Annotated in this window: 26 protein-coding genes and 2 tRNA genes; 22 read left to right on the top strand and 6 right to left on the bottom strand. The window is 72.2% G+C overall.

The genetic code is table 11. The annotated features are described in order from the left end of the window. Nucleotides 1-80: 80 nt before the first annotated feature. Entirely contained in the window at nucleotides 81-824 is a 744-nt protein-coding gene (locus tag LQ940_RS21730) for an RNA polymerase sigma factor (protein ID WP_331275726.1), read from the bottom strand. A gap of 110 nt (nucleotides 825-934) precedes the next feature. Here LQ940_RS21730 and LQ940_RS05615 point away from each other — a divergent pair, with 110 nt between their 5' ends. Next, nucleotides 935-1,432 carry a hypothetical protein gene (locus tag LQ940_RS05615; protein ID WP_231242031.1) on the top strand — a complete coding sequence of 166 codons (498 nt, stop codon included), beginning with the start codon at nucleotides 935-937 and terminating at the stop codon, nucleotides 1,430-1,432. A gap of 170 nt (nucleotides 1,433-1,602) precedes the next feature. On the opposite strand, the gene LQ940_RS05620 is transcribed toward LQ940_RS05615, so the two are convergent. Next, entirely contained in the window at nucleotides 1,603-1,986 is a 384-nt protein-coding gene (locus LQ940_RS05620) for a globin (protein WP_231242030.1), read from the bottom strand. 128 nt (nucleotides 1,987-2,114) lie between these two features. On the opposite strand from LQ940_RS05620, the gene LQ940_RS05625 reads away from it, so the two are divergent. After that, the gene (locus tag LQ940_RS05625) at nucleotides 2,115-2,540 is read left to right on the top strand and encodes an OsmC family protein (RefSeq protein ID WP_231242029.1); all 426 of its coding nucleotides are present in this window, start codon (nucleotides 2,115-2,117) and stop codon (nucleotides 2,538-2,540) included. Nucleotides 2,541-2,545: 5 nt separating this feature from the next. Here LQ940_RS05625 and LQ940_RS05630 read toward each other — a convergent pair whose 3' ends face one another. Further along, nucleotides 2,546-3,565: a mechanosensitive ion channel family protein gene (locus tag LQ940_RS05630; RefSeq protein ID WP_231242028.1), complete on the bottom strand. Its 1,020-nt coding sequence runs from the start codon at nucleotides 3,563-3,565 to the stop codon at nucleotides 2,546-2,548. Between the two features lie 59 nt (nucleotides 3,566-3,624). On the opposite strand from LQ940_RS05630, the gene LQ940_RS05635 reads away from it, so the two are divergent. The 4 genes from LQ940_RS05635 (at nucleotide 3,625) to LQ940_RS05650 (ending at nucleotide 7,642) form a co-directional block, all read left to right on the top strand. After that, nucleotides 3,625-3,990 carry a hypothetical protein gene (locus LQ940_RS05635; protein ID WP_231242027.1) on the top strand — a complete coding sequence of 122 codons (366 nt, stop codon included), beginning with the start codon at nucleotides 3,625-3,627 and terminating at the stop codon, nucleotides 3,988-3,990. Next, nucleotides 3,977-4,360: a DUF5130 family protein gene (locus LQ940_RS05640; protein ID WP_231365074.1), complete on the top strand. Its 384-nt coding sequence runs from the start codon at nucleotides 3,977-3,979 to the stop codon at nucleotides 4,358-4,360. The genes LQ940_RS05635 and LQ940_RS05640 overlap by 14 nt, the downstream gene beginning before the upstream one ends. Before the next feature lie 218 nt (nucleotides 4,361-4,578). Further along, nucleotides 4,579-5,028, top strand: a complete 450-nt coding sequence (locus LQ940_RS05645) for a hypothetical protein (RefSeq protein WP_231242025.1) — start codon at nucleotides 4,579-4,581, stop codon at nucleotides 5,026-5,028. 64 nt (nucleotides 5,029-5,092) lie between these two features. Continuing rightward, nucleotides 5,093-7,642: a signal peptidase I gene (locus LQ940_RS05650; RefSeq protein WP_231242024.1), complete on the top strand. Its 2,550-nt coding sequence runs from the start codon at nucleotides 5,093-5,095 to the stop codon at nucleotides 7,640-7,642. A 3-nt stretch (nucleotides 7,643-7,645) separates the two neighbouring features. Here LQ940_RS05650 and pepN read toward each other — a convergent pair whose 3' ends face one another. Then, nucleotides 7,646-10,198 (bottom strand): aminopeptidase N, encoded by a 2,553-nt coding sequence (gene pepN, locus LQ940_RS05655; RefSeq protein ID WP_231242023.1) that lies wholly within the window; start codon nucleotides 10,196-10,198, stop codon nucleotides 7,646-7,648. A gap of 204 nt (nucleotides 10,199-10,402) precedes the next feature. Between pepN and LQ940_RS05660 the strand changes: the two genes are divergently transcribed. Together LQ940_RS05660 and LQ940_RS05665 are read left to right on the top strand one after the other, a co-directional pair. Continuing rightward, complete coding sequence (locus LQ940_RS05660) at nucleotides 10,403-12,085, top strand: CHAP domain-containing protein (RefSeq protein WP_231242022.1); 1,683 nt, start codon at nucleotides 10,403-10,405, stop codon at nucleotides 12,083-12,085. Between the two features lie 52 nt (nucleotides 12,086-12,137). After that, nucleotides 12,138-13,787 (top strand): bifunctional 3'-5' exonuclease/DNA polymerase, encoded by a 1,650-nt coding sequence (locus tag LQ940_RS05665; RefSeq protein ID WP_231242021.1) that lies wholly within the window; start codon nucleotides 12,138-12,140, stop codon nucleotides 13,785-13,787. Nucleotides 13,788-13,793: 6 nt separating this feature from the next. Here LQ940_RS05665 and LQ940_RS05670 read toward each other — a convergent pair whose 3' ends face one another. Beyond that, a complete protein-coding gene (locus LQ940_RS05670) occupies nucleotides 13,794-14,177 on the bottom strand; it encodes a nuclear transport factor 2 family protein (RefSeq protein WP_231242020.1) in 384 nt (127 codons plus the stop codon). 105 nt (nucleotides 14,178-14,282) lie between these two features. Between LQ940_RS05670 and LQ940_RS05675 the strand changes: the two genes are divergently transcribed. From LQ940_RS05675 to LQ940_RS05685, 3 genes are all read left to right on the top strand, one after another. After that, nucleotides 14,283-15,119, top strand: a complete 837-nt coding sequence (locus tag LQ940_RS05675) for a sigma-70 family RNA polymerase sigma factor (protein WP_231242019.1) — start codon at nucleotides 14,283-14,285, stop codon at nucleotides 15,117-15,119. A gap of 36 nt (nucleotides 15,120-15,155) precedes the next feature. Next, nucleotides 15,156-15,392 (top strand): DUF1059 domain-containing protein, encoded by a 237-nt coding sequence (locus LQ940_RS05680; RefSeq protein WP_231242018.1) that lies wholly within the window; start codon nucleotides 15,156-15,158, stop codon nucleotides 15,390-15,392. A 259-nt stretch (nucleotides 15,393-15,651) separates the two neighbouring features. Next, nucleotides 15,652-15,855 carry a cold-shock protein gene (locus LQ940_RS05685; RefSeq protein ID WP_231242017.1) on the top strand — a complete coding sequence of 68 codons (204 nt, stop codon included), beginning with the start codon at nucleotides 15,652-15,654 and terminating at the stop codon, nucleotides 15,853-15,855. Between the two features lie 56 nt (nucleotides 15,856-15,911). Here LQ940_RS05685 and LQ940_RS05690 read toward each other — a convergent pair whose 3' ends face one another. Next, nucleotides 15,912-16,685, bottom strand: a complete 774-nt coding sequence (locus tag LQ940_RS05690; RefSeq protein ID WP_231242016.1) for a metallophosphoesterase family protein — start codon at nucleotides 16,683-16,685, stop codon at nucleotides 15,912-15,914. A gap of 294 nt (nucleotides 16,686-16,979) precedes the next feature. Here LQ940_RS05690 and LQ940_RS05695 point away from each other — a divergent pair, with 294 nt between their 5' ends. From LQ940_RS05695 to tig, 11 genes are all read left to right on the top strand, one after another. Continuing rightward, a complete protein-coding gene (locus LQ940_RS05695; RefSeq protein WP_231242015.1) occupies nucleotides 16,980-17,579 on the top strand; it encodes a mycothiol-dependent nitroreductase Rv2466c family protein in 600 nt (199 codons plus the stop codon). Between the two features lie 202 nt (nucleotides 17,580-17,781). Continuing rightward, nucleotides 17,782-18,840 (top strand): N-acetylmuramoyl-L-alanine amidase, encoded by a 1,059-nt coding sequence (locus LQ940_RS05700; RefSeq protein WP_231242014.1) that lies wholly within the window; start codon nucleotides 17,782-17,784, stop codon nucleotides 18,838-18,840. A gap of 64 nt (nucleotides 18,841-18,904) precedes the next feature. Further along, the gene (metG, locus tag LQ940_RS05705; RefSeq protein WP_231242013.1) at nucleotides 18,905-20,713 is read left to right on the top strand and encodes a methionine--tRNA ligase; all 1,809 of its coding nucleotides are present in this window, start codon (nucleotides 18,905-18,907) and stop codon (nucleotides 20,711-20,713) included. A 523-nt stretch (nucleotides 20,714-21,236) separates the two neighbouring features. Continuing rightward, nucleotides 21,237-21,806: a hypothetical protein gene (locus LQ940_RS05710; protein ID WP_231242012.1), complete on the top strand. Its 570-nt coding sequence runs from the start codon at nucleotides 21,237-21,239 to the stop codon at nucleotides 21,804-21,806. A gap of 33 nt (nucleotides 21,807-21,839) precedes the next feature. After that, a complete protein-coding gene (locus tag LQ940_RS05715) occupies nucleotides 21,840-22,721 on the top strand; it encodes an alpha/beta hydrolase (protein ID WP_231242011.1) in 882 nt (293 codons plus the stop codon). Nucleotides 22,722-22,743: 22 nt separating this feature from the next. Next, a complete protein-coding gene (locus tag LQ940_RS05720; protein WP_231242010.1) occupies nucleotides 22,744-23,241 on the top strand; it encodes a ribose-5-phosphate isomerase in 498 nt (165 codons plus the stop codon). After that, on the top strand, nucleotides 23,234-24,094 hold the full coding sequence (locus LQ940_RS05725; RefSeq protein WP_231242009.1) for an Fpg/Nei family DNA glycosylase: 861 nt from the start codon (nucleotides 23,234-23,236) through the stop codon (nucleotides 24,092-24,094). Before LQ940_RS05720 ends, LQ940_RS05725 begins: the two co-directional genes overlap by 8 nt. A 31-nt stretch (nucleotides 24,095-24,125) precedes the next feature. Continuing rightward, nucleotides 24,126-25,226, top strand: coding sequence for a PP2C family protein-serine/threonine phosphatase (locus LQ940_RS05730; RefSeq protein WP_231242008.1), 1,101 nt, complete (start codon nucleotides 24,126-24,128; stop codon nucleotides 25,224-25,226). A 98-nt stretch (nucleotides 25,227-25,324) separates the two neighbouring features. Next, nucleotides 25,325-25,398, top strand: a tRNA-Gly gene (locus LQ940_RS05735). Between the two features lie 57 nt (nucleotides 25,399-25,455). After that, a tRNA-Pro gene (locus tag LQ940_RS05740) sits at nucleotides 25,456-25,528 on the top strand. 35 nt (nucleotides 25,529-25,563) lie between these two features. Then, nucleotides 25,564-26,970, top strand: a complete 1,407-nt coding sequence (tig, locus tag LQ940_RS05745) for a trigger factor (protein WP_231242007.1) — start codon at nucleotides 25,564-25,566, stop codon at nucleotides 26,968-26,970. Nucleotides 26,971-26,988: the final 18 nt, after the last annotated feature.

Consider the following 26,988-nt stretch of genomic DNA (forward strand, 5'->3'; position numbering starts at 1 on the left):
CCGTTGCACAACTGCACAAACACATGACGCAACGGCCCCATGTGGCGCCGCACCGGCCCACCGGTGAGGGCGGTGTCCGCTCAGCCGAGTCCGGCCGGGGTCACCGGCTGCTCCGGGGTCACGGCCGCACGGAGCCGCTTGAGGCCTCGGTGGTGCGCCACCCGGACCGCCACGGCGCTGATCCCCAGGGCCTCCGCGGTCCCGGCCACGTCCAGGCCGACGCCGTCGATGCAGGCGACGACGTCGCGCTCACGCGGCGGCAGGGTCGCCAGGGCGGACCGCACCCAGTCGCGGCCCTCGGCCTCGGCGATCACGTCGTCGGCCGGCAGCTCGAGCGTCTCCGACAGGCCGGGGTCGGTACGCCGGCGCCGGCTGCGGCGGTCGGTGGTGGCGGCCAGGTTGCGGGCGATGCCGAACAGCCAGCCCGCGAACTGCTCGGAAGTGCCGGTGAAGTCGGACACCCGACGCGCCGCGACCAGCCAGGCCTCGCCGGCCAGGTCCTCCGGAGCGACCGCCGAGTCGCCGCTGGGCCGGGTGCTCAACCACACGACGAGTCGCCCGGCGTGAGCTCGGTAGAGCTCTCGCCAGGCGTCCGGGTCACCAGTCTTCGCCCGGGAGATCTGGTCGTCGTCGCGATGCACCCTGGGGTCAGCCGCTCCCGTCCTCGGTCGGACGGTCGCCGCGACCGCCCCGGTCGCCCGGCTGCCCCTGATGACCCGGTCGACCGTCGTGTCCCTGGTGGCCCTGCTGCCCCGGGTGAGGCCCCTGGTGCCCCTGGCCGGTCTTCGGGCCGTTGCCCGAGCCATGGCCGTGACCGTGGCCATGGCGGGGGCCGTTCCCGGAGCCCGGTCCGGCGGCTCCAGGTTGCGTACCGTCCTCGGGAAGGGGCGCGGTACCACTCGCCGGACCGGGCGACTCGGGGGGAACGTCGAGCGTGCCCGACGGCGCCGGCGTGGAGGCGCCGCGCGTCGGGCTGCTCGACAGGGTGCTCGAGGGACTGCCCGACAGGGTGCTCGAGGGGCTGCTCGACGTGCCGTTGGAGGGGCTGCTCGACGTGTCACTCGAGGGGCTGCCCGAGGAGCTGTCCGACGGGCTCGGGGGCGGCGTGGACGGCCGGACCGCGGGGGGACGGTCCCGGTCGGGGAGGCCGGGAACGGAGATCGTCCCGGCCGCCCACGCGCCACCGATGCCCATGCCGACCAGTCCGGCGGTGGCCAGTGCCACCCGCCACCGCAGGAAGCGTCGGGTTCGCGGGGTCGCCTCAGAGGCGGCCGCGAGCGCCGCGAGCCGGTGGACGAGGTCGTCCTGCGGCTCGAGTGTCGGTGCGCTCAGCCCGAGCTCGGGGTGGCGGGTGGCGGTCATGCGGACTCCCGGGGCGCCGGCGCCCGGTCCGCGCGGCGGCGGAGGCCGGCCGTGCGCAGGCGAGGGCTGAGGAGCATCCGCCACCATGGCGGAGGAGAGCCGCGACGACGAGGGCGGCGCGGTGTCGCGGTGGTCATCTCGCTCCTCGGTCGGGGCCCGGTGCGCGGGCAGACGGATGGTCGGACACCTGGTACCTGTCGCGAGCGGCCCGTGGCGTTACCTCGGCTCCGCCGGTCTCGCTCAGTCGAGCGTGTTGACCATGAACTGGGCGGCGTGGGTGACGTAGTCCCAGAACCGGGCGTCCTGCTCGGGGGTGAGGTCGACCGCGTCCAGCCCCTCGCGGAAGTGCAGCAGCCAGCGGTCCTTGGCCTCCGGGTTGACCACGAAGGGGGCGTGCCGCATCCGCAGCCGCGGGTGTCCACGCTGGTCGGAGTAGGTGGTCGGGCCGCCCCAGTACTGCACGAGGAAGAGCAGGAAGCGCTCCTCCGCGGGGCCGAGGTCCTCCTCAGGGTAGAGCGGGCGCAGCACCTCGTCGCCGGCCACGCCCTCGTAGAACGTGGCGACGATGCGTCGCAGCGTCTCGAAGCCGCCGATCTCGTCGTAGAACGTGGTCACGGGCCCCATTGTGCTGGTCGCTCTCCCGTGGGCACGCACCCGGCATCGTCGTGCGGCGTGCCAGACTCGGGACGGCCCAGCCTGAGCAGGGCCCGCCCGACCCATTGCCCATCCGAACAACTGGGAGTGATCCGCATATGGCAACCACCCGCACCGCAACGACGCACTGGGAAGGCAGCCTCTTCGAGGGTGCCGGCAAGGTGACGCTCGAGTCCTCCGGGCTCGGCACGTACGACGTCTCGTGGCCCGCGCGCGCCGAGGAGCCCCAGGGCAAGACCAGCCCGGAGGAGCTCATCGCCGCGGCCCACTCGTCCTGCTTCTCGATGGCGCTGTCCAACGGCCTGGCCAAGGCCGGCACCCCGCCGACCTCGCTCGACACCACCGCCGACGTGGAGCTCACCCCGGGCACCGGCATCACCGGCATCAAGATCACCGTCCGTGGCGTCGTCGAGGGCATGAGCAACGACGACTTCGTCGCTGCCGCGGAGGCCGCCAAGACCGGCTGCCCCGTCAGCCAGGCGCTGGCCGGCACCACCATCACGCTCGACGCCGCGCTGGCCTGATCCGGCTAGGGCTGGTCGTCCCCGGCCTCGGCGGCGGGGGCGGCCGGCTCGGTGCGGTTCCACACGACGCGCTGGGGGAACGGCATCTCGATCCCCTCGTGGTCGAAGCGGGCCTTGATCCGCTGCCGCATCTCGCGGGCCACCGCCCACTGCTCCAGGGGAGCGGTCTTGAGCGTCACCCGCACCGTCACGCCGTCGATGCCGAGCTGCTCGACGCCCCAGACCTCGGGCTCCTCGATCACCACGGCCTTGTAGTCGTCGTCCTCCCACAGGTCGTGGGCGACCTCCTGCAGCACCCGGCGCACGCGCGCGAGGTCCTCGTCGTAGGCGACGTTGATGTCCAGCACCGAGCGCGCCCAGTTCTGGCTCATGTTGCCCACGCGCATGATCTCGCCGTTGGGCACGTACCAGACGGTGCCGTTGACGTCGCGCAGCCGCGTGATCCGCAGGCTGACCGCCTCGACGGTGCCGCTGGCCTCGCCGACGTCGACGACGTCACCGACGCCGTACTGGTCCTCCAGGATCATGAAGACGCCCGACAGGAAGTCCTTGACCAGCGACTGGGCCCCGAAGCCGAGGGCGAGGCCGATGATGCCGGCGCTGGCGATGATCGGGGCGATGTTGACGCCGAGCTCGCTGAGCATCATGGTGCCGAACATCGCCACCAGGACCCCGGTGATGATGCTCTTCAGCAGACTGCCGATGGTCTTGGCCCGCTGCACCCGACGGGTCGCGGTCACGACGTCCGAGGAGGCGGCGTGGCTGGCGCCCTTGCGGACCATGGAGAAGCGGCCCACCTTGTCGGGCAGCACACCGGCCTCCGCGCGCCGTACGACGCGGTCGACGACGCGGTGCAGCGCCCACCTCAGCACCAGGCCCAGGAGCAGCAGGCCGGTGAGCGCGAGGGGCTTGCCGATCAGGACATCGGCGACGTCGGCGGCGGTCGAGCTGCCCGTCCACTCGAAGGCGGCGTCGCAGACCTGCTCTCCGGCCGCGCAGGGATCCGTGGTCTCGAGAGCGAACATGCGCTCATGCATAGCATCTCGGCGCGGGCCGATCGAACCGAGCCGATAGGCTGTGGCGCGTGATCTCCCAGCTCCCGCTCGTCCTCCGCCGCAGCGTCGTGGTCCTCGTGACCGGCCTCACCTCGCTCGGCCTGTCCGTCGCGCTCGCAGCCCCCGCCATGGCCGAGCCGTCCGAGGGCTGGCCCGACGGCGAGCCGGCCAGTGCGACGCACGCGCTGCTGGTCTTCGTCGGGCTCCCGGTGCTGCTCTTCGTCGTCATCACGCTCGCCGTCCTGCTCCCGGCCCTGATCCGCGGCGAGCGGCTCGCGCCGGGCCGGCCGGTGGTCGAGAACCAGTGGCTCGGCGGGCCGCGGCGCAGCGCCGGCGAGCTCGCGGCGCCGGACGGCGAGACCTCGGAGGCTGGTGGCGCAAGTGGCCGCTGGTGACCCCTTCAGCAGCGCCGACCGCGTCGCTCTCGACGAGGCCATCCGCAAGGCCGAGCAGCTCTGCCGCGCGGAGATCTCGGTGTTCGTCGGGTCGGCGGGCCCGGAGCCGCGCCGCTTCGCGACCAGCCTGCACAACTCGCTGGTGGCCCCGGCCCGCAGCATCCTGATCATGGTGGACCCGGAGGCGCACGCGCTCGAGGTCGTGACCGGCGGCTACGTCCGGCGCACCCTCACCGACGCCGAGGTCGAGCTCGCGGTCCTGGCGATGCAGACCGACTTCGCGGCCGGCGACCTGGTCGGCGGCCTGCGCCGCGGCATCCACCTGCTGGCCGACCACGCGCGCTCCCCGGAGACCCTGCACAGCGCGTAGTCCTCGGTTCGGAAACGGTTCGTCCACAGGACCTCCACGATCCCGCCACATCCCTGGCGCGTGCCCCGGGCGCATGGTCGACTCTGCTCAGTCGACGTGGGTGGGGGCCGCCGTCGACCGTGGGAGACGTCGTCTCGGACCGCACGCACCGCGTGCGGGGATGTTTCCTCCCACGTCCATCCAGGACAAGCGTGAATCACAGGGGAGAAAACAAGCTCATGAGCAAGCAGCTCGTGCTGGCACTCGCAGCCGGCACTACCGCATTCGCCGCCGTCGTGGGGTCGGCAGCGACCCTCGGAGGCATCACCTCCGACGACCTCGGCGCAGACACCTCCGTCGTCGCCAGCTGCGACACCGACGGCATCGCCGTCAAGTACGGGACCACCTACGCCGACATGACCGGCGTCTACGAGGTCGACACGGTCACCCTCACGGGGATCGACGAAGACTGTGCGGGGCAGTCCGTCGCCGTGACCCTCGGTGGCACGATCGGCACCACCAAGCCGACGCTGGACGACGGCTCGGCGACGCTCCCTGACGCTGCCGGCCTGGCGACCGCGGGCTACAAGCACGTGGTCACCTTCCCCACAAGTGTGGCGGGGCCGCCGGCGGTGGATGGTGTGGACGCCGAGGCCGTCGAGCACATCGCCGTCGTGATCAGCGGCTGACCGAGAACTGACGATGTCCTGCTCAGCCCGCCCCTGAGGGCGGGCTGACAGGCACGCCACGACCATGAGCCCCGAGGTGATCATCGTCCGGCGGCGGGGCCGGCGCTGGTGGCGCCGGGCCCGCCGCCTGGTCGGCGTGCTCGCCTGGCTGCTCACGCTCGGGCTGGTCTACCTCGCGCTGCCCGCCCCGTTCGGGGCGAAGCTCGGCCTGACGGTGGTGTCGGGCAACTCGATGCTGCCGACCTACGAGACCGGCGACGCGGTCGTCACCTGGCGCACCGGCGACTACGAGGTCGGGGAGCCCATCGTCTACGCGGTCCCGGACGGCGAGGTCGGCGCCGGGGTCTTCGTCGTGCATCGGGTCGTCGACATCGAGGGCGACGCCTACGTCACTCGCGGGGACAACAACGACGGCGACGATAAGTGGCGGCCCACCGACCGCAACGTGCAGGGCGCGGTCGTCGCCCGGGTGCCGTACGGCGCGTTCCTGCTGAGGTGGGTGACCTCGCCGCTGTCGATGGCGGCGGCCTGCGGCATGTTCACGATGTTCGCGGTCCTGACCTCCGGGCGCGGTGGCGGCCGGCGACGCGGACCGCCCGGTGGCTCCGGGGGGCTGCCGGGCCGGCGCCGGGCGGTGCCGCACCGGCCGGTCCGCCAGCACGTGCTCACCTCCCGCACCGGTGCGGTCGCCATCGCCGGCGTCGTCGCGCTCGTGGTGGCCCCGGTGGGGACCGCTGCCACCCTGGGCGGGCTGCTGGCCGACGACCTGTACTCCACGGCACGGGCCGCGGCCTTGTCGGGCAACCCGGTCGAGGTCGTCCAGGTCATCGACTCCGACGACCCGGGGGAGTACTGCGCCACGGTCACGGTCACGAACACGTCCACGGAGTCGGTCACCTGGGGTACCACCGTGGACGTAGCGGCGCAGGGGGGCACGTCGATCGCGTCGTCGTCCGGGGTCGTCACCGTCTCCTTCACGCCGACGGCGTGGAAGGTGAAGGGGGAGCCGGGCAACGCGGTGCTGGCCCCGGGCGCGTCGACCGAGTTCGAGTACTGCGCCGCGCGGGGGGTCCCCGGCCTGACCCCGGGGACCTTCTCGCTCGTGGTCGAGGCCCAGGCCAGCCAGTACTGCGTCACCGCGACCGTCTCGAGCACGTCGGCGGAGTGGGTCCGGTGGAGCGCGACGATCACGCGTGCGACTCCCGGGCTCTCGGCTCCCGCCTACTGGCTCGCTGCCCCTCCGACGAGCAGCTGGGGGGCGACCACGGTCGACTTCGACCCGAGCACGGGCGCCTGGCTGGTCCGCGGCCCGGACGACGACAACGGCTTCGTCCGGGCGGGGAGCAGCCGGACGTTCGGCTGGTGCGCGCCCTACAACGGCTCGGCGACCCCGGGGCAGACCACGTCGTCGATGGCGGTCAGCTTCGGCCAGCAGCAGTACTGCGTGCAGGTCACCGTCACGACGACGGCCGCCGACTGGGTCCGGTGGCAGACGACGATCTCGCACACGACCCCCGGCCTGACCTCCCAGGCCTACTGGCTCGCGGCCGCACCCTCGCCCAGCAACGCGCAGACGGCGTCGTTCGACGCCACCACCGGCACGTGGGTGGTCGAGGGGATCGCCGGCAACAACGCCGTGGTCAAGGCCGGCAGTCCCGCGACGTGGAGCTACTGCGCGCCGACGGCGGCGCCCGACGTGGCCGCCGCGACGGCGACGGCGACGGTGACCAGCTTCGGCGGCACGACGTACTGCGCCGACGTGACGGTCTCGACCACGGCGACCGACTGGGTCCGGTGGCAGGCGACCATCGACCACACGACCCCCGGACTCACCGCCACGCCGTACCGGCTCGCGGCGGCCGGGTCGCCGAGCAACGCGAGCACCGTCTCCTTCAATGCCGGGGTGTGGGTCCTGCGAGGCGTGAGCCACAACGCCTACATCACGGCCGGCAGCCCGCAGACGTGGAGCTTCTGCGCACCGCTCTCCCAGGCGGTCCTCACCGAGGCGACGTCCGCGGTGACGGTCACGAGCACCGGCAACGGGCAGTTCTGCGCCAACGTCACGGTCTCGACGGCCTCCTCCGACTGGATCGCGTGGAAGAGCACGATCAGCCGCACCACCCCGGGCGTGAGCGCTGCCGGCTACTGGCTGACCGCGGTCCCCACGACGCTGACCAACGTGGCGTCGCACGACTTCGCGGCGCCGACCGGGACCTGGGTGGCCAAGGGGGTCACGCACAACGCCTACATCAAGGCCGGCTCCCCGGTGACCTGGACCTACTGCGCCCCGCTCCAGACCGGTGGCAGCGCGCTGGTCGACGCCACGGTGAGCGCCGTCGTGGACAACGCGTGGAACACCAACAGCTACTGCGCCACGGTGACCGTCACGACCACCTCGCCGACACTCGTGCCCTGGCGAGCGAAGATCGACCACAGCACACCCGGGCTGACGGCCACGAACCGTTGGCTCACCGCCCAGCCGACGAACCTCTGGAACGCCCAGTCCCAGTCGTTCCACGCACCCACGGGAGTGTGGGTCCTGGTGGGGGCGAGCCACAACGCCACCGTCTCGGCGAGCTCGCCCACCACCTTCGGCTTCTGCACGCCCTACTGACGCTCAGGCCTGCGCGTCACGCTCCTGGGCGGCGAGCGCGCGGGCCACGTCGGCGCGGCCCTCGCGCACGTAGCGCTTCGCGGCCGGGTTGGCCGGCGAGGCCTCCAGCCAGGCATCGACCTTCTCGAGCAGCTCGGGGCTGGCGAGCTGGCGCGGGAAGATGAACTCCAGCGCGGTGGAGGCCCGCTGCGTGCCGAGCCGCTCCCAGATGTCGTCGGCGGCCGCGAGGTAGGCGTCGACGTACGGCGCCAGCACCTCGTCCTGGCCGGTGCGCTGGAACGACAGGATGATCGAGCGCTGCGTCTCGTTGGGGGTGTCGGTCTTGGTGATGGCCGCCTCCCACGCCGCCGCCTTCGCCTCGGGGTCCGGGCGCGCGGCGCGCGCCGCGGCCGCGTGCTCCTGGCCGGCGATGGTGCCGTCGCGCGCCAGCTCCTCGTCGATGCGGTCGTCGCCGGCGGCGCCGGCCGCGGCGAGCGAGGTGAGCAGCACCCAGCGCAGGTCCTGGTCGACCGCCAGGCCCTCGAAGGCCAGCGACCCGTCGAGCAGGGCCTCCAGGTCGGCGATCGCCGCGTCGCTGTGGGCGATGGCGGCGTAGGAACGGGCGAAGGTGAGCTGGTGGTCGCTGCCCGGCGCGGCCGCGACGAGCAGCTCGCGCAGACCGCGCTCCCACTCCGCGCGCAGCTGCGGGCGGTGCTCCTTGGCCGAGAAGTGGTTGACCGCCTGCGCGGCGTACGTCGGGATCCGGCTGACCCCCCACGAGTCGGTCTCGGCCCCGATGTTGCGCAGCACGAGCGCGACGAAGTCGGAGGCGCGCATCTGGGCGTCGCGCGTCATGTCCCAGGCCGCGCCCCAGACCAGGGCGCGCGCGAGGGAGTCGTCGAGCTTGGACAGCCCGTCGACCACCGTTGCGAGCGAGCGCTCGTCGAGCCGGATCTTGGCGTAGGTGAGGTCGCTGTCGTTGAGCAGGAGCAGGGCGGGCTGCGCCTGTCCGACGAGCTCGGGGACCTCGGTGAGCTCGCCCTCGACGTCGGTCTCGAGGTACTCGCGCCTGACCAGGCGCCCCTCGACCTCGTCGTAGAGGCCGATGCCGATGCGGTGACGGCGCAGGGTCGGCCAGTCCGGGTGCGCGGTCTGGCGTACGGCCAGGGCGCGGTAGCGACCCTCGTCGTCGACCTCGAACTCCGGCGTCAGCGTGTTGACGCCTGCGGTCTGGAGCCACTCCTGGGCCCACCCGCCGAGCTCTCGCCCGGATGCCCGCTCGAGGGCCGCCAGCAGGTCCTTGAACTCGGAGTTGCCGTAGGCGAAGTCCTTGAAGTACTGGCGCAGCCCGGCCTGGAAGTCCTCCAGCCCGACCCACGCGACCAGCTGCTTGAGCACCGAGGCGCCCTTGGCGTAGGTGATCATGTCGAAGTTGACCTCGACCGCCTGCAGGTCGTGGTTGTCGGCGGCGATCGGGTGGGTGCTGGGCAGCTGGTCCTGGCGGTAGCCGGTCTGCTTGCGGGCGTTGGCGAAGCCGGTCCAGGCGTCGGTGTACTCGGTGGCCTCGACCTCGGCGTGGTAGCAGGCCCACTCGGCGAAGGACTCGTTGAGCCACAGGTCGTCCCACCACTTCATGGTCACCAGGTCGCCGAACCACATGTGCGCCATCTCGTGCAGGATCACGCTGCAGCGGAACTCGTAGAACGACCGCGGCTGGCGGCTGCGCGGCAGGTACTCGTCGCGCAGCGTCACGCAGCCGGCGTTCTCCATCGCGCCCATGTTGTACTCCGGCACGTAGAGCTGGTCGTACTTGCCGAACGGGTAGGGGAAGTCGAAGGCCTCCTCGAAGAACGCGAAGCCGCGCTCGGTGAGGTCGACCAGCTCGTCGACGTCGAGGAACTCCACCAGCGACTGGCGGCAGTAGTGGCCCAGCGGGATGTCGCCGTGCTTGCCTGAGTAGGTGTGCTGGACCTCGTGGTACTCGCCGGCGACGAGGGCCGTGATGTAGGTCGACATCGGCTTGGTCGGCGCGAAGCGCCACACGGCCTTGCCCTCGGCTCCCGCCACCGGCTCGGGGGTGGGGGAGGGGGAGTTGGAGACGACCTTCCAGTGGTCGGGAGCGGTGACGTTGAACGTGAACGTCGACTTGAGGTCGGGCTGCTCGAAGGTGGTGTACACCCGGCGGGCGTCCGGCACCTCGAACTGGGAGTAGAGGTAGACCCGGTCGTCGACGGGGTCGACGAAGCGGTGCAGGCCCTCGCCGGTGTGGCTGTAGGGGAGCTCGCAGAAGACCCGCAGCTCGTTGTCGGCCTCGAGGCCCTCGAGCGCCAGGCGCGAGTCGCGGTAGACCTCGGCGGGGTCCAGGCTCCGTCCGTTGAGGGTCACCTCGTGGACGGTCGCGTCGACGAGGTCGGCGAAGGTGGAGGCGCCGGGCTCCGAGCAGCTGAACCGCAGAACGGTCGTGCTCTCGAAGACCTTGTCGGACACGGTCAGGTCGAGGTCGACGGTGTAGGACTCGACGGCCAGGAGGGAGGCGCGGGTAGCGGCCTCGTCCCGAGTGAGGTTGGTTCCAGGCATGTCGTTCATCATGTCACCGGAGCCGGCGTCCACGGGTGCTGGCCTCGTGTGGGACCCGGTGCTGGTGCGGTGCGGGCCCCGCTCCCGGCCCGTCCACAGTGTGGGACAGTTGGGGCTGGCGTGAGCGGTGGGATGCGAGTTACAGATGTGAAATTCTCGCCGACACGCTGACAAGGTGCTTGACACGTGCGTAATCTCCGCTGCGTGACTCGGACCCGTCGGCTGCGCCGTGCCTGGGCGCTGGGGGCCCTGCTGGCATTGCTGGCGCCCCTCGGCGCGGCTCCTGCGACCGCCGACAACGACGGCGACAAGGACCGACTGCCCGCCCCGTCGCTGACCCGCTACGGGGCCGTCGAGCAGCGGGCGAGCGCCTACCTCTGCACCGGCTACGCGGCGTGTGCCGAGGCCGGCTACCCCCACGCCGGCTACCGCGCGGTCGCCGGCCAGATGTTCTGGCGGATGTACAGCGGGCACAACTGCACCAACTACGCGGCGTACCGGATGGTGAAGAGCGGCCTGCCCAACACGCGCCCGTGGTCCGGCGGCGGCAACGCCAGCGAGTGGGGCCTGAAGATGTCCAAGATCACCGACACGACGCCCGTCGTCGGCTCGGTGGCCTGGTGGCGCGCCAACGCGCCCGGCACCGGCTCGAGCGGCCACGTGGCCTACGTCGAGCAGGTGGTCTCCAGCACCGAGATCGTCATCAGCGAGGACAGCTGGGGAGGCGACTTCCACTGGCGAAGGCTGAAGAAGGCCGACGGCCGCTGGCCTTCGGGGTTCATCCACTTCAACGACAAGGTGCTCACCAACGTCGCGCGCCCGGCGGTCACCGGCACCCCCAAGGTCGGGGTGCCCCTCGCGGCGTCCGCGGGCACCTGGAAGCCCGCGGGCAGCTACCACTTCCAGTGGTACGCCCACGGGGTCGCGATCCCGGGTGCCACGGCCACCAGGTTCGTGCCCACCGCCCGGCAGCTGGACCGCAAGATCTCGGTCAAGGTCACGGCCACGAGGGCCGGCTACCCGGCGACGACGGTCGGATCGAACGTGATCGCGGCCAAGGTGGCGCCCGGCGACCTGCAGAACCCCCAGCCGCCGGTGATCAACGGTGTCCCCGAGGTCGACCAGGTCCTCACCGCGACCCGCGGCTCCTGGGCGCCCAACCCGAGCGCGACCACCGTCCAGTGGTACGCCGGTCCGACGCCCATCGCGGGAGCCACCGGATGGCGGCTCCGGCTGGGTCAGGCGCAGATCGACCAGCCGGTCACCGCCGTGGTCACCGCCACGGCGCCCGGCTACGTCCAGAAGCGCGTGCAGGCGCAACCCACGCCCGCGATCCTGGCAGGCACCATGGAGTTCACCCGTCCGTTCGGCGTGAGCGGGGTGACCCGTGCCGGCCGGACCCTCTCCGTCACGCCCGGCACCTTCTCTCCTGCGGACGCCGCCGTCAGCTACTCCTGGCGCCGTGACGGGGTGACGATCCCCGGCGCCGTCGGCTCGACGTACGTGCTGCAGCCCGCGGACGTCGGGGCCCGGATATCGGCCGTCGTACGGCTCGACCGCGCCAGCTACCGCAGCGCCGCCCACGAGATCCGGACGCCGACCCGGGTGTTCGCCCCGTCGTCCGTGGGCGTCCGGCCGACCGGAGCGGTGGGCAAGGCCGTCGTGGTCGTGCGGGTGACCGCGCCGGGCGTCGACGACCTCGGGGGCTGGGCCACGGTCCGGATCGGCGCCAAGAAGGTGGTCGGCAAGCTGGTCGACGGGCGCGTGCGCGTGGTCGTCCGCGGCCTGGTGCCCGGCTGGAAGAAGGTCCGGGTGCGGTACGGCGGTCAGCGCTTCGCCCTGCCCGCCGCGGGCGCCGACCGGGTCTACGTCAACCGCGCCTGGTAGCGGGGAGCACCCGCTCCGTGCCGGCGTCCCCGGCCGGTGCCAGGCTGGGGCCATGACCCGGGTCTCGCTGTCGCGCCTGCCGGGGGAGCGCGTGCGCGCGGTCGCCCCGGACGGCCAGGTCGACCTGACGCTGAGCGAGCTGTCGGCGTACGTGCGCGAGCGCGAGCGCGAGTCGCCGAGATGGGTCTGGGACGACACGGCGCGGTGGTACCCGCCCCTGCTCGCGGCGGGCGTGCGCGTCGGGCGCTGCCACGACCTGCGTCTCGCACATCACCTGCTGCGCCGGGCGCCCGCGGTCGACGGCCGGCTGCTGGAGGGGGAGGAGTCGCAGCACTGGGACGGGCTGGGGCCCAGCGCGCCCTCGCACCCGGCGCTGTTCTCGGTCGACGACACCGCCGAGCACCTGCGCGCCGACCTCGAGGACGCCCGCCAGCGCGCCGCCGTCGAGGCCTCCGCCGAGTCCGTCCGGCTCGGGCTGCTGCTGGCGGCCGAGTCCTCGGGCGCGCTGGCCGCCGCGGAGATGACGTACGCCGGGGTGCCGTGGCGCACCGACGTGCACGAGCGGCTGCTCACCGACCTGCTGGGGCCGCGCCCGCCTCGCGGTGCCCGCCCGCTGCTGCTCGAGGCGCTGGCCGGGGAGGTGCGTGCGGCGTTCGACGCGCCGGGCCTGAACCCGGACTCGCGCCCCGAGCTCCTCGCGGCGCTGCGCCGAGCCGGGCTGGAGACCGACGACACCCGCGCCTCGTCCCTGCGCGCGCTCGAGCACCCGGGCGTCGCGCCGCTGCTGCGCTACAAGCAGCTCGCGCACCTGTTCTCGACCAACGGATGGAGCTGGATCGACCAGTGGGTGCGGGAGGGGAGGTTCCGGCCGTCGTACCAGCCGGCCGGCTCCGCCACGGGGCGCTGGTCGTCCAACGGTGGCGGCGCGCTGTCCATCCCGCTGCAGGTGCGCCCCGCCGCGATCGCCGACGACGGCTGGGTGCTCGTGGTCGCCGACGTCGCCCAGCTCGAGCCGCGCGTGCTCGCGGGCATGAGCGGCGACCGGGCGCTCGCCCGGTCGGCCCGCGGCGCCGACCTCTACCAGGGCATGGTCGACGACGGCGCGGTCGCGACCCGGCAGCACGCCAAGCTCGGCCTGCTCGGCGCAATGTACGGCGCCACCAGCGGCGAGAGCGGCCGCATGGTCGCCGGGCTCACCCGTCGCTACCCCGAGGCCTTCGGGCTGGTCGAGGAGGCCGCCCGCGCCGGCGAGCGGGGCCAGGTGGTCCGCACCCTGCTCGGTCGCGGCTCACCCGGCCTCGGGGACGCGTGGGAGCGCGACCCCGAAGGCCCGCCGGCCGATCCCGAGAGCCAGGCGCGACGACGCCGTGCGTTCGGCCGGTTCACCCGCAACTTCGTCGTGCAGGGCACCGGGGCCGAGTGGGCGCTGTGCTGGGTCGCCGACCTGCGCAACCGGCTCTGGCGCCTGGGTGGGACCGGCGAGCTCACCTCGCGGCCACACCTGGTCTTCTTCCTGCACGACGAGATCGTCGTGCACACCCCGCGGGCTCTCGCGGACGTGGTCGCAGCCGAGGCCGCCGAGGCGGCGTCGACCGCCTCGTCGCTGCTGTTTCGCGACCTCGCGATCGACTTCCCGCTCAACGTGTCCGTCGTGCGCTCCTACGCCGACGCCGGCAAGCCCGGGGCGGTGGTGCCGGCGTGAGCGCGCTCAGGTCTGCGGGACCGACCCGTGGAAGTGCCCGATCCGCCACTGGTCACCCTGGCGCACCAGCCACAGCGTGAGCCGGAAGTCGAAGCGCTCGATCGTGGCGCCGTCGTCGCCCTCGACCACACCGGTCGCCGTGGCCAGCAGGTGGCCGTCGTCCTCGTGGACGACCGCCCACCGGTCGAGGAGCCAGCGGACCGCGTTGCTCTCCGCGACCAGCCGGACATAGGCGCGGGACTCATCGCCGCCGAAGTTGGCCGCCGAGGTCCCGAACAGCACGGTGTCCTCGACGCACAGCGCGTCCAGGGCCGCGGTGTCGCGGGCCGCGATGGCGGCCTCCATCCGGTCCAGCAGGCTCCGGGCCGTGGCGGCCCCCTCGGTCGTCATGCCCGGGAGGCTAGGCCAGCGCCGAGGCCGCGGCAGCGAATCGGTCACACCTGGCTCGGCTCGAGCGTCAGGCAGGTGACCGGAACGGATGGAAGGGTAGGGACCGTGGACCAGACGGAGAGCTTCGAGGCCGAGCGGCCGCGCCTCGTCACGATCGCCAGCCGCGTGCTCGGCGACCACGCGGAGGCCGAGGACATCGTGCAGCAGGCGTGGCTACGGCTGCACGGCACCGATGCCGAGATCGAGAACCTGCCGGGCTGGCTCACGACCGTGACCACACGCCTGTGCCTGGACCGGCTGCGCTCTCGCACTCCCGTGCCCGTCGAGGAGGTGGACCCCCCGGAGACGAGCGCCGACCCGGCCGATGACGTGGCGCTCGCCGACACCGTCGGCCTGGCCCTGCATGTGGTCCTCGACCGCCTGTCGCCGCGCGAGCGGGTCGCCTTCGTGCTGCACGACAGCTTCGGCTTCGAGTTCCCGACGATCGCGACGGTCCTCGACACCACCCCCGTCGCGGCCCGCAAGCTCGCCTCGCGCGCCCGGGCCAAGGTCTCCCAACCCCGGCCCGAGGACCGGCTCGCCGACTGGGAGGTGGTCGACGCGTTCATGGCCGCCGCCAAGAACGGCGAGTTCGAGCGGCTGCTGCGCCTGCTCGCCCCCGACGCCACCGTCGGCGCCGACGAGGCCGCGGTGCTCGCCGGGACGCCCAGCCGGATCGAGGGCCGCGACGAGGTCGCCACCTTCTTCAGCGGCAGCGCCCAGGCCGCACTGCCGGTCTTCGTCGAGGACCGGCCGGGCACGGCCTGGTTCCACCTCGGCGAGGCCAAGGTCGTCTTCGACTTCACCGTCGCCGACGGGCTGGTCCGCGCCATCACCTTCCGCGCCGCGCCCGACCTGCTCGCGACCGTCGTACGGCGTGACGGCGGCGAGCCGCGCACCTGATGTCACACCCCGCCCCACCAATCGAAGGAGAACGACATGAAGACCATGACCTGCCGCGATCTGGGCGGCCCCTGCGACCTGGCCCACCAGGGCGAGACCGCCGACGACGTCATCAACGCCCAGGACCAGCACCTCAAGGCGGCCGAGAAGGCCGGTGACGCCACCCACCAGGAGGCCCGCGACGCCATGAAGGGCCGCTGGCGGCACCCGAAGAAGTCGCTCGGCTGGTACCGCGACACCAAGGCGGCCTTCGCGGCGCTTCCCGAGGACTGAGCCCGTCCCCGGACGCGGTTTCTGCGCCTCGTGCGGCCTCTCCCACGCCGAAGGAGCCCCGCGAATGCCCATTGGGGGCGCGGATGCACTATCGTGGTGCTTGTTGAAGGGACGGCTGAACTAGTCGTCCTGGCCGCACACCATGTCGCGGCTTGTATCTCGTACTTCTGGTTTTCGGTTCGCTGGACATCAGTACAGGTGGATGTCTTCAGCGGCACGAGGGCACAAGGTCCTCGGCACGTTACCAAAGGAACAGATCATGGCTCAGGGAACCGTCAAGTGGTTCAACGCCGAAAAGGGTTTCGGCTTCATCGCGCAGGATGGCGGCGGCGAGGACGTGTTCGTTCACTTCTCCGCGATCCAGTCCAGCGGCTACAAGTCGCTCGACGAGAACCAGAAGGTCGAGTTCGACCTCGCCCAGGGCCCCAAGGGTCCCCAGGCTGAGAACGTTCGCGTCTCCTGACCTCATCATGACGAGCCCCGACCGCACTGCGGTCGGGGCTCGTTGTGCGTGGAGGGCTAGTCGTCCCAGCCGGCGTCGCGCCCGTCACGCGGCGCGAACGCCGTGACGGCGACGGTGTCACCGAGAGGCCGGCGGACGTAGGTGTCGGCCCACTCCGCGACGTCGGGGAACGACGATGCCGCCACCACCGCGTCGGCGAGCGCGTCGGCGTCGACCGGGGTGGTGCGGAGCTGGATGCCGGCGGCGGTGAGCAGCGCCCAGGGCAGTCCCGTGCTGCCGTAGGGCATGCCGACGCTCCCGCTGTTGACGACCCACCGCCGGTCGAGGAGCCGGGCGAAGGGCATGTGCGTGTGGCCGCACACGACCGTGCGCACCGAGGCGGGTACGTCGGCGAGGACCTCGTGCCAGCGCGATAGCCGGGTGTCGACGAGGACGACCTCGTTGTCGTCGCGCGGAGTGCCGTGGCAGAAGAGCACGTCCCCGGCGCCGTCCAGCGTGAGCACGACGGGGTGGGGGAGCGCGGCGAGCGTCGCCACGTGCGAGTCGCTGAGCTGCGCGGCAGCCCAGAGGTCGACCGGCGGCGTCCCCTCCGGCGGCTCGCCGCCACCGGCGATCGTGACCAGGTCCCGGTCGGCGTTGCCGCGCACGAGCAGGCCGCGATCGCCCAGTGCGGCGAGGCGGTCCAGCACCTGCGCCGGCTGCGGCCCCGCGGCGAGGTCCCCGGTCACGACCACGACGTCGGCGCCCGCGACGTCGGGCTCGGCGAGGACGGCCTCCAGGGCGGGCAGCACCCCGTGGACGTCGGAGAGGACGGCGATACGTTGCGGCATGCCTCAGTTGTACTGCGGGAGCCGTCACAACGGCGCGCGCAGCGGCTCACTCGCTCCTCGGTGGTCGAGGTGCGAAGGCGCCCTGGCGCCCCCTCGGTGGTCGAGGTGCGAAGGCGTGCAACGCCTGAGCCTCGAGACCCCCGCAACCCGACCGGCGTACCCCGGGGCTGCTTGTCGGGTCACCGGGCTCGAGGCTCGTCCCTTCGAGGGTCGCGGCGCTCGCATCTCAGGACCACGGGAGGTGGGGAGGGGACCCACGGGAAGGATTTCGGGCGCGAGGTGATTGGGTCAGGCATGACTCAAGCCGACTTCTGGTTCGACCCGCTCTGTCCGTTCGCCTGGATCACCTCGCGGTGGATCCTCGAGGTGGAGGAGGTGCGCGACATCGACGTGACCTGGCACGTGATGAGCCTGGCCTACCTCAACAAGGACAAGGACATCTCCGAGGAGTACCGCGAGCTGCTCGCGCCCGCCTGGGGCCCGGTCCGCGTCTGCATCGCCGCGCAGCAGAAGCACGGCCGCGAGGTGCTGCTGCCGCTCTACACCGCGATGGGCAACCGCATCCACCTGAACAAGGAGCCCATCTCGCGCGAGCTGATCGCGGGCGCGCTCGCCGACGCCGGGCTCGAGGCCGAGCTCGTGGAGGCGATGGACGACCCGTCGTTCGACGAGGCCGTCGCGAAGTCGCACCACGAGGGCATGGACCAGGTGGGCGACGACGTCGGGACGCCGACCATCGCCATCGAGGGGGCGGCGTTCTTCGGGCCGGTCCTGTCCAAGATCCCGCGCGGCGAGCAGGCCGGGGAGCTGTGGGACGGCGCGGTCGCGGTCGCGAAGTTCCCGTACTTCTACGAGCTCAAGCGCTCCCGCACCGGGGACCTCGACTTCAGCTGAGCGCCGCGGCGGTAGCCGTCACCGCGCGCTCCCGGCATCCCGCCCAGATCGACTTACCGGCGCTCAGCGCGCACAATTGATCCCCATGCGCTTCTCGGGAACTGCATCACTAGTCACAGCAGTCACATTGGCCACGGGTCTCCTGACCCTTCCGGCGGCCAACGCCGACCCCGGATCGGGCCCCGCATCGGGTCCTGCAGCGGTGTCGCGGAGCGAGGCTCCGACGATCCGCCTGCGGGCCGACGCGGGGTCGCCGGTGCGCTCCGCGGAGGTGCCGGTCACGGCGGAGACCCGGCGCCCGCAGCGGACCTCGCCGTACTCGATGCTCGGCCTCACCTGGCGCGGCGAGGACCCGTCCTCGCTGCGCTTCCGCTCGCGCGGCGCGAGCGGCTGGAGCACCTGGCGCACGGCCGAGATCCTCCGGGACGGGCCGACCGCGGGCACCGAGTCCCGTGGCCGCCGGGGCACCGAGCCGATGTGGGTCGGGCCGTCAGACGGCGTCCAGGTGGACGTGCGCGGCGCTGGCTACCGCGACCTCCGGCTGGTGCTCATCGACCCGGGCGTCCTGCCCTCGGACGCGAGCGCGAGGGCGGGCGCGGCGACAGCCTCCGGCCGGAGCTCGACGCGCCAGGTGGCGAAGCCGACCGCCGCGCCGCGCCCCCCACTGCTCTTCCGCAAGGCGTGGGGAGCCGACCCGTCGTGGCGCAACGGCAGCCCCACCTACAACCAGGGGCTGCGACAGGTGCACGTCCACCACACGGCGTCGAGCAACAGCTACACGCGCGCGCAGGTGCCGGCCATCCTGCGGGGCATGTACCGCTACCACACCGCGTCGCTGGGCTGGTTCGACCTCGGCTACAACTTCGTCGTCGACCGGTTCGGCCGCGCCTGGGTGGGCCGCTCCGGCGGACCCGATCGACCGGTGCGCGGCGCGCACACGCTGGGCTTCAACCACAACTCGGTCGGCATCGCCGTCCTCGGCAACTTCGAGGCGACGCGGCCGACCCAGAAGGTCGTCACGACCGTCGTACGGCTGGCGGCGTGGAAGCTGGACCTGCACCGCCGTCACGCAGGCGGCACGGTGGCCGTCACGTCCAAGGGGAGCGACCGGTACGCCGCCGGCGCCCAGGTTCGGCTGCCCGTGATCGACGGCCACCGCGACACCAACGAGACCGCGTGCCCCGGCGAGCACCTCTACGACCGGCTCCCCGGCATCCGAACCCGCGCGCAGAAGCGAGTCGACCGCTTCGACCCGCGTTGACCGGTCGGGGCGGGGGACCGGCCCGCCGGGAAACGGGTGGCGCCGCGACCCTAGGATCAGCGCCATGACCCATGTCCTGTCCGCCGTCGCCTGGCCGTACGCCAACGGCCCGCGCCACATTGGCCACGTGGCCGGTTTCGGCGTGCCCTCCGACGTCTTCAGCAGGTACATGCGGATGGCTGGCCACGACGTCCTGATGGTGTCCGGCACCGACGAGCACGGCACCCCGATCCTGGTGGCGGCCGACCAGCAGGGCGTCACCGCGCGCGAGCTCGCCGACAAGAACAACGCCGTGATCGTGCAGGACCTGGTCGACCTCGGCCTCTCCTACGACCTGTTCACCCGCACCACCACCGGCAACCACTACCTGGTGGTGCAGGAGATGTTCGAGACCGTTCACCGCAACGGCTACATGATCGAGCAGACGACGTACGGCGCCATCAGCCCTTCGACCGGCCGCACCCTCCCGGACCGCTACATCGAGGGCACCTGCCCGATCTGCGGCTACGCCGACGCGCGCGGCGACCAGTGCGACAACTGCGGCAACCAGCTGGACCCGACCGACCTGAAGAACCCGCGCTCGAAGATCAACGGCGAGACGCCGGAGTTCGTGGAGACCCAGCACTTCTTCCTCGACCTGCCCGCGCTGGCGGAGGCACTGCAGGAGTGGCTCGACGGGCGCGAGGCGACGGGCCTGTGGCGCCCCAACGTCATCCGCTTCAGCCAGAACATCCTCTCCGAGATCCGCCCGCGCGCGATGACGCGCGACATCGACTGGGGGATCCCGGTCCCGCTCGACGGCTGGCGCGAGCAGCCGACCAAGCGGCTCTACGTGTGGTTCGACGCGGTGATCGGCTACCTCTCGGCCTCCATCGAGTGGGCGCGCCGCTCCGGCGACCCGGACGCCTGGCGCCGCTGGTGGAACGACCCGGAGTCGCTGTCCTACTACTTCATGGGCAAGGACAACATCGTCTTCCACAGCCAGATCTGGCCCGCCGAGCTGCTGGCGTACGACGGTCGCGGCTCGCGCGGCGGCGAGCCCGGCGCCTACGGCGAGCTGCAGCTGCCCACCGAGGTGGTGTCCTCGGAGTTCATGACGATGGAGTCCAAGCAGTTCTCCACCAGCCGCGGCCACGTGATCCTGGTCGGCGACATGCTCTCGCGCTACCAGCCCGACGCGCTGCGCTACTTCATCTGCGCCGCCGGGCCCGAGACCTCTGACTCCGACTTCACCTGGGCGGAGTTCGTGCAGCGCACCAACTCCGAGCTCGTGGCCGGCTGGGGCAACCTGGTCAACCGCACCGCGACGATGATCGCCAAGAGCTTCGGCGAGATCCCGGCGGCGGGCGCGCTCGAGGAGGTCGACGAGACGGTCCTCTCCGCCGTGCGCGCTGCGTTCGGCACCGTGGGCGACCTGATCGGCCGGCACCGCCAGCGCGCCGCGATCGCCGAGGCGATGCGGGTCGTCGGCGAGGTGAACAAGTACCTCACCGTCACCGAGCCGTACAAGATGAAGGACGAGTCGCAGCGCGAGCGCCTCGCGACCGTGCTGCACGTCGCCGCGCAGTGCGTGCTCGACTGCAACACGCTGCTCGCGCCGTTCCTGCCGCACTCCTCCAACCAGGTGTGGGCGGCCTACGGCGGTCAGGGCGAGTTCATGCCGATGCCGCGTATCGAGACCGTCGAGGAGCTCGACCCGGGTCACGGCGCGGGGCTGGGCTCCTACCCGGTCATCACCGGCGACTACGCCGCCACGCCACGCTGGGAGTCGCGCCCGATCACCGTCGGGGTCAAGGTCGCCAAGCCCAGCCCGATCTTCACCAAGCTCGACCCGTCCGTCGTCGACGAGGAGCTCGCCCGGGTGGCTGGCTGATTTCAGCGCGGGAGTTTCACCGGGCACCCGGTGAAACTCACGCTTCCGGTGTGAAATGCCGGCCCAGAAGCGTGAGTTTCGCACCGGCCTGGTGACCTGTGTGACCGATGCGCCTTCGGGGCGACGGCGGGCTGGGTAGTCGGCGTACGGCGTGCGCGTGGGCGCGGTGCGTGACCGGGTGGGAGCTTCGCTGGATGAGTTTCACCGGGGGCCCGGTGAAACTCACGCCTCCGGTGTGAAGCTTCGGCGGGGAGGCATGAGTTTCGCACCGCCAGGGTGACCACTGGGATCGATGCGCCTCCGGCGACACGCGGCGACACGCGGCCGGGCAACCGGGGTAGGACGTATGCGTTGCCCGGTGCTCCCCGGGGTGCTCGCCTGCCCCGGCCGATGGCGGCGATGCGCGAGAGCTCGCGGCCGATGTCGTGCTGCCCAGCGTTCGGCCGGCGGCCGAGTCGCACCGACTCGGTCACGAGGCTGCAGACCGCACACCGGGGCGAACCGGCTGCCCTAGGCTCTGCGCATGACTGCCGACATGTACCTGCCGACGTTCTTCGTCAAGCAGAAGTTCGCGATGACCACCAACCGCTACGAGCTCTTCGCGGCCAACCCCGACGGGAGCTTCGGGCAGTCGATGGGGCTGGCGGAGCAGAAGCGCCTCGCGTTCAAGGAGGAGGTGACGTTCTACGCCGACGACACCAAGACCCGCCCGGTGTTCAGCTTCAAGGCCCGCAAGAAGATCGACCTCAACGCCGGCTACGACATCTTCGACGAGGCGCGCAACCAGATCGGCTTCTTCCGCAAGGACTTCGGCGCGAGCCTGATGCGCTCGACCTTCCACATCGAGGGCCCGGGGTACGCCGGCACCGGGCAGGAGCGCAGCCAGGCGGTGGCGCTCATCCGTCGCTTCACCGACATCCCGTTCCTGCCGATCCACTTCGACTTCGTGAGCTCGGAGGGCCAGCCGCTGCTCGGCGTCGAGCGCCAGAGCTCCGTACGCGACAAGTACACCGTGCACGTCCCCGACCAGCGCGTCGACTTCCGGGTCGCGGCGGCGGTGGCGGTCGGGCTCGACGCCCTCATGCAGCGCTGAGGGCGGAGGGCTGAGGGCGGAGGGCGGCTGAGCATGTTGCACCCGGCGGCGAGGCGCGCGGTCGAGGAGTACGCCGCGACGCCGAGGGTCTACGAGGCCGACTTCGACATCGAGGCCGACCGGGCCGCGGCCCGGTCGGCCGCCGCGGCCGAGCCGCGCGAGGACGTGGCGGAGGTCCGCGACGTCGACGCCGGGGGAGTGCGCTGCCGGCTCTACCGCCCCCAGGAGGCTCGCCCGGGCGTCGTGGTGCACCTGCACGGCGGCGGGTTCGTCTTCCACGACGTCGACGTCCACGACGGCGCCGCGCGGCGCCTGGCCAACCGCACCCGGACCGCCGTGCTCAGCGTCGACTACCGGCGCCCGCCCGAGCACCGCTTCCCGGCAGCGCCCGACGACGTCGACGCCGCGCTGGCGTGGTGGGACGAGGAGGGTCCGGTCTTCGTCCACGGCGACAGTGCGGGCGGCAACCTCGCGCTCGTGGCGGCGCTGCGCAACCCCGGTCGGGTCGACGGCGTCGTGCTCATCTACCCCTTCCTCGACCCACGCGCGGGCTTCGCCTCCTATGCGGAGGCGGAGGGCTTCGACCCGCGGGAGGCCGCCTGGTACTGGGAGCAGTACGCCGCGAGCCCGGCCGACCTGGACGACCCCGACCTCGCGCCGCTGCGCTCGGACCGGCTCACCACGCTGCCCCCGACGCTCGTGGTGACCGCCGAGCACGACCCGCTGCGCGACGAGGGCGAGCACCTGGTCTCGCTGCTGGCCGAGGCGGGCGTGACCGTGGTCGGCACCCGCTACCTCGGGCAGGTGCACGGCTTCTGGCGCCACGAGCAGGTGTTCCCCGCCGCGGAGCCGCTCATGGGGCAGGTCGCCGCCTTCCTCGAGGGGCTGCGCCGGAGCCGTCCACCCGGCCGGTGACGGACTCTGGGAGGATCGGGGCATGCGCGTCCACGTCGGATCCGACCATGCCGGCCTCGAGCTGAAGGACCACCTCGTCGGGTGGCTCCGCGACCACGGCTACGAGCCCGTCGACCACGGCCCGTTCGTCTACGACGCCCTCGACGACTACCCGGTGTTCTGCCTGCGGGCCGCCGAGGGCGTCGCCCAGGAGCGCGCGGCCGGCCAGGACAGCCTGGGCGTGGTCATCGGCGGCTCGGGCAACGGCGAGCAGATGGCGGCCAACAAGGTCCGGGGCGTGCGCTCCGCGCTGGCCTGGTCCGAGGAGACCGCCGCGCTGGCGCGCGAGCACAACGACGCCACGGTCGTCTCCGTGGGCGGGCGCATGCACTCGCTCGAGAACATGACCCGCTTCGTGGAGGTCTTCCTCACCACCGACTTCTCCGGCGATGAGCGCCATGTCCGGCGGATCGCCCAGCTGGCGGCGTACGAGAGCACCGGCGAGCTGCCGCCCCTGCCCGCCTCGGCGCGCGATGCCTGAGGGCCATACCCTCCACCGCCTCGCCCACGACCTCGACCGGGCCTTCGCCGGCCGGCTGGTGCGGGTCGGCAGCCCCCAGGGACGCTTCGAGGACGCCGCCCGGCTGCTCGACGGCCACGTCCTGGAGGGCGCCGAGTCCTGGGGCAAGCACCTCTTCGTCGCCTTCCCCGCGGAGCGTTACGTCCACGTCCACCTAGGCCTGTACGGCGCCTTCGACGTGCACCACGACCTCGGCGGCCTCGAGGAGGTGCCGGCGCCGGTGGGCCAGGTCCGGCTCCGCCTGGTCACCGCCGACGCCGGCCCGACGGCGTACGCCGACCTGCGCGGCGCCACGACCTGCGAGCTGGTCACGCGTGAGCAGCGCGACGCGGTGCTGGCCCGGATCGGTCCGGACCCCCTGCGCCCCGACCAGGACCCGGCCCGCGCCTGGGAGCGGATCCGCCGGAGCAAGGGCCCGGTCGGTGGGCTGCTGATGGACCAGTCGGTGCTGGCCGGCGTCGGCAACGTCTACCGGGCCGAGCTGCTGTTCCGCCACCGGATCCACCCGTTGCGGCCGGGCAGCACCCTGCGCGTGGGGCAGTGGCGGGCGATGTGGGACGACCTCGTCGAGCTGATGGGCGAGGGGGTGCGGACCGGGCGGATCGACACCGTCCGGCCCGAGCACACCCCGGAGGCGATGGGCCGCCCGCCCCGCCGGGACGACCACGGGGGAGAGGTCTACGTCTATCGCCGGACCGGCCAGCCATGCCTCGTGTGCGGCGCGTCGGTCCGTACGGCGGTGCTCCAGGCGAGAAACGTGTTCTGGTGTCCCCGTTGTCAGCCCACGTTCCGCTCGCGGGCCGTACCCTGCTGACACCGCCCTCGCTCATACCGTCTGGACCCCCATGACCGCCACGTACGACGCGCAGCCTGCTGCCCGCAGGTCCGCGCGCCGGAGCTGGGAGCTGTTCCGGCGCCGCGGGCTCACTCAGGAGGCCCGGATCGCGCTCGCGCTGGCGGTCGTGGCGGTCCTGATCACCGTCGTGGTGTTCGTCCTGCCCGACCGGGCGCCCCTGACCGGGCTGATGCTGCCCCTGATCGTCGCGAGCCTGTGGCTGGGGCCGCGCACGCTGCCGGCGTTCGTGGTGTTCCTGCTGGTCCTGCTCGCCGTGGGGCTGGCCGCGCAGACCGAGGTCACCCCGCGGATCATTGCGGCCACGCTGGTGCAGTTCCTGATGGGCCTGGTGGTGATCGCGACCAGCTTCCGGCGCTCGAGCCTGGGTGTCGCCGGCCTGCGCGGGGAGGCGATGCTGGTCGACCTGCGCGACCGGATCCTCACCCAGGGCGGGGTTCCCGACCTGCCGCCCGGCTGGCACGTGCAGTCGGCGCTCAAGCCGGCAGGCGGCACGCCGTTCGCCGGTGACTTCGTGGTGGCGATGCGTGGTCACGACCTCGACCACCTCGAGGTCGTGGTCGTCGACGTCTCCGGCAAGGGCGCCGACGCCGGCACCCGTGCGCTGCTCCTGTCCGGAGCCTTCGGTGGCCTGCTCGGCGCGATGCCGGCTCGCGACTTCCTGCCGGCCGCCAACGGCTACCTGCTGCGCCAGGCCTGGGACGAGGGGTTCGCCACCGCCGTCCACCTCTCCCTGAACCTGACGACCGGGGACTACGAGATCCGGACCGCCGGCCACCCGCCCGCCGCCCACCGCACCGCTGGCTCCGGCCGCTGGTCGGTCCTGCGCACGGACGGCCCGGTCCTCGGCCTGCTCGACCACGCGACGTTCACCAGCGCCGGCGGCCGGCTCGCTCGCGGCGATGCGCTGCTCCTCTACACCGACGGCATGGTGGAGGAGCCACGCCGCGACATCGACCTCGGCATCGACCAGATGCTCGGCCAGGCGGAGTCGCTGATGCGCGGCAGCTACGACGGGGCCGCGGCCCGGCTCACCGAGGCCCTCGGGTCGCGCGACGATGATCGCGCGCTGGTCATCGTCCACCGCACCTGAGCGCTGTCCGCCCAGCGGGGCCGTTTGGGGCCCGGGACCCTCGGTGTGGCACCATGGCGAGGCATATTTCGCGCTGCCGAGCGGCGCGAGACCTGCACGCGGATGTAGCTCAATGGTAGAGCTTCAGTCTTCCAAACTGACTACGCGGGTTCGATTCCCGTCATCCGCTCCAAGGAGCCCTCACCAGCACGGCTGGGGGCGTCTTGACCCGGACAAGACCATGCTTTGACGGGGCGTAGCGTAGTGGCTAGCGCGCCTGCTTTGGGAGCAGGAGACCGCAGGTTCGAGTCCTGTCGCCCCGACGAAACACCTTTCACCCAGACTGAGGAGAACACCTGTGAAGAGCGCCGTCGAGACCTTGAGCCCGACCAGGGCCAAGCTGACCGTCGAGGTGCCCTTCGAGGAGCTCAAGCCGAGCCTCGACGCGGCCTACAAGAAGATCGCCCAGCAGATCAACGTCCCCGGCTTCCGCCGCGGCAAGGTGCCCCCCATGGTCATCGACCGTCAGGTCGGCCGTGGCGCCGTGCTCGACGAGGCGATCAACGAGGTGCTGCCGGCCAAGTACATCGAGGCGCTCGAGGCCAACGACCTCCAGCCCCTGGCCCAGCCGGAGATCGAGGTGACGAAGTTCGAGGACAACGAGACCCTGGAGTTCACCGCCGAGGTCGACGTGCGCCCCGAGATCGCGCTGCCGTCGTACGAGGGGCTCGAGGCCGAGGTCGAGGACCTGGTCGTCGCCGACAGCGACGTCGAGGAGCAGGTGCAGGCCCTGCGTGAGCGGTTCGCCACCCTGAGCGACGTCGAGCGGCCCGCCGCCGAGGGCGACTTCGTCGTGCTCGACCTCAAGGCGCTCAAGGACGGCGAGGTGCTCGACGGCGCCGAGGTGTCCGCGATGTCCTACCAGGTCGGCCGTGGCGGCATGATCGAGGGCCTCGACGAGGCCCTGGTCGGCATGTCGGCCGGCGACGAGAAGACCTTCTCCTCCGAGCTCGTGGGCGGCGACCTCGTCGGCGAGCCCGTCGAGGTCCAGGTCAGCATCAGCCAGGTGCAGGAGCAGGAGCTGCCCGAGCTGGACGACGACTTCGCCCAGCTGGCCTCCGAGTTCGACACCATCGACGAGCTCACCGCCGACGTGCGCGAGCGCCTCGGCCGGGGCAAGCGCCTCGAGCAGGCCGCCGCCGCCCGCGACGCCGTCCTCGAGGTCCTCCTGGAGCGCGTCGAGGTGCCGCTGCCCGAGACGATGGTGACCGACGAGCTCAACGCCCGCCGCCAGAACATCGAGCAGCAGCTGGGCTACGCCGGCATCACGATGGAGAAGTACCTCGAGGACGAGGGGCAGACCATCGAGGAGTTCGAGGCCGACCTCGAGCGCCGGGTCCGCGACGCCGTCGCCGCGCAGTTCCTGCTCGACGAGGTGGCGAAGAAGGAGGAGCTCAGCATCGAGCAGCAGGAGCTCTCCAGCCACCTGGTGCGCCGGGCCCAGCAGTCGGGCCAGGACCCGCAGGAGTTCGCCAACCACATGTTCGAGCACAACCACATCCCCGAGCTCGTCCAGGAGATCCTGCGCGGCAAGGCCCTCGCGGCCATCGTCGAGACCGCGGTGGTCAAGGACGCCTCCGGCAACGTGGTCGAGCTGAAGAACCTGCGTCCCGACGGGACCATCGGCGAGCCCGAGCCCGAGACCGAGGCTGACACCGAGGCCCCGTCCGAGGTCGACGAGGCCAAGGCCGAGACCGAGAAGTGAGCGGTGCGCGCCGGGCGG

The organism is Nocardioides sp. cx-173 (assembly GCF_021117365.1).
Taxonomy (GTDB): Bacteria; Actinomycetota; Actinomycetes; order Propionibacteriales; family Nocardioidaceae; genus Nocardioides.

Excerpts from the sequence above, each read along its gene's own strand:
- LQ940_RS05650 (WP_231242024.1), top strand. The coding sequence starts at position 5,093 with ATGAGCCCCGAGGTGATCATCGTCCGGCGGCGGGGCCGGCGCTGGTGG.
- LQ940_RS05645 (WP_231242025.1), top strand. The coding sequence starts at position 4,579 with ATGAGCAAGCAGCTCGTGCTGGCACTCGCAGCCGGCACTACCGCATTC.
- LQ940_RS21730 (WP_331275726.1), bottom strand. The coding sequence starts at position 824 with ATGGCCACGGTCACGGCCATGGCTCGGGCAACGGCCCGAAGACCGGCC.
- LQ940_RS05685 (WP_231242017.1), top strand. The coding sequence starts at position 15,652 with ATGGCTCAGGGAACCGTCAAGTGGTTCAACGCCGAAAAGGGTTTCGGC.
- LQ940_RS05680 (WP_231242018.1), top strand. The coding sequence starts at position 15,156 with ATGAAGACCATGACCTGCCGCGATCTGGGCGGCCCCTGCGACCTGGCC.
- LQ940_RS05620 (WP_231242030.1), bottom strand. The coding sequence starts at position 1,986 with ATGGGGCCCGTGACCACGTTCTACGACGAGATCGGCGGCTTCGAGACG.
- LQ940_RS05670 (WP_231242020.1), bottom strand. The coding sequence starts at position 14,177 with ATGACGACCGAGGGGGCCGCCACGGCCCGGAGCCTGCTGGACCGGATG.
- LQ940_RS05695 (WP_231242015.1), top strand. The coding sequence starts at position 16,980 with ATGACTCAAGCCGACTTCTGGTTCGACCCGCTCTGTCCGTTCGCCTGG.
- LQ940_RS05625 (WP_231242029.1), top strand. The coding sequence starts at position 2,115 with ATGGCAACCACCCGCACCGCAACGACGCACTGGGAAGGCAGCCTCTTC.
- LQ940_RS05690 (WP_231242016.1), bottom strand. The coding sequence starts at position 16,685 with ATGCCGCAACGTATCGCCGTCCTCTCCGACGTCCACGGGGTGCTGCCC.
- LQ940_RS05720 (WP_231242010.1), top strand. The coding sequence starts at position 22,744 with ATGCGCGTCCACGTCGGATCCGACCATGCCGGCCTCGAGCTGAAGGAC.
- LQ940_RS05665 (WP_231242021.1), top strand. The coding sequence starts at position 12,138 with ATGACCCGGGTCTCGCTGTCGCGCCTGCCGGGGGAGCGCGTGCGCGCG.
- pepN (WP_231242023.1), bottom strand. The coding sequence starts at position 10,198 with ATGCCTGGAACCAACCTCACTCGGGACGAGGCCGCTACCCGCGCCTCC.
- LQ940_RS05630 (WP_231242028.1), bottom strand. The coding sequence starts at position 3,565 with ATGTTCGCTCTCGAGACCACGGATCCCTGCGCGGCCGGAGAGCAGGTC.
- LQ940_RS05715 (WP_231242011.1), top strand. The coding sequence starts at position 21,840 with ATGTTGCACCCGGCGGCGAGGCGCGCGGTCGAGGAGTACGCCGCGACG.
- LQ940_RS05710 (WP_231242012.1), top strand. The coding sequence starts at position 21,237 with ATGACTGCCGACATGTACCTGCCGACGTTCTTCGTCAAGCAGAAGTTC.
- LQ940_RS05725 (WP_231242009.1), top strand. The coding sequence starts at position 23,234 with ATGCCTGAGGGCCATACCCTCCACCGCCTCGCCCACGACCTCGACCGG.
- metG (WP_231242013.1), top strand. The coding sequence starts at position 18,905 with ATGACCCATGTCCTGTCCGCCGTCGCCTGGCCGTACGCCAACGGCCCG.
- LQ940_RS05730 (WP_231242008.1), top strand. The coding sequence starts at position 24,126 with ATGACCGCCACGTACGACGCGCAGCCTGCTGCCCGCAGGTCCGCGCGC.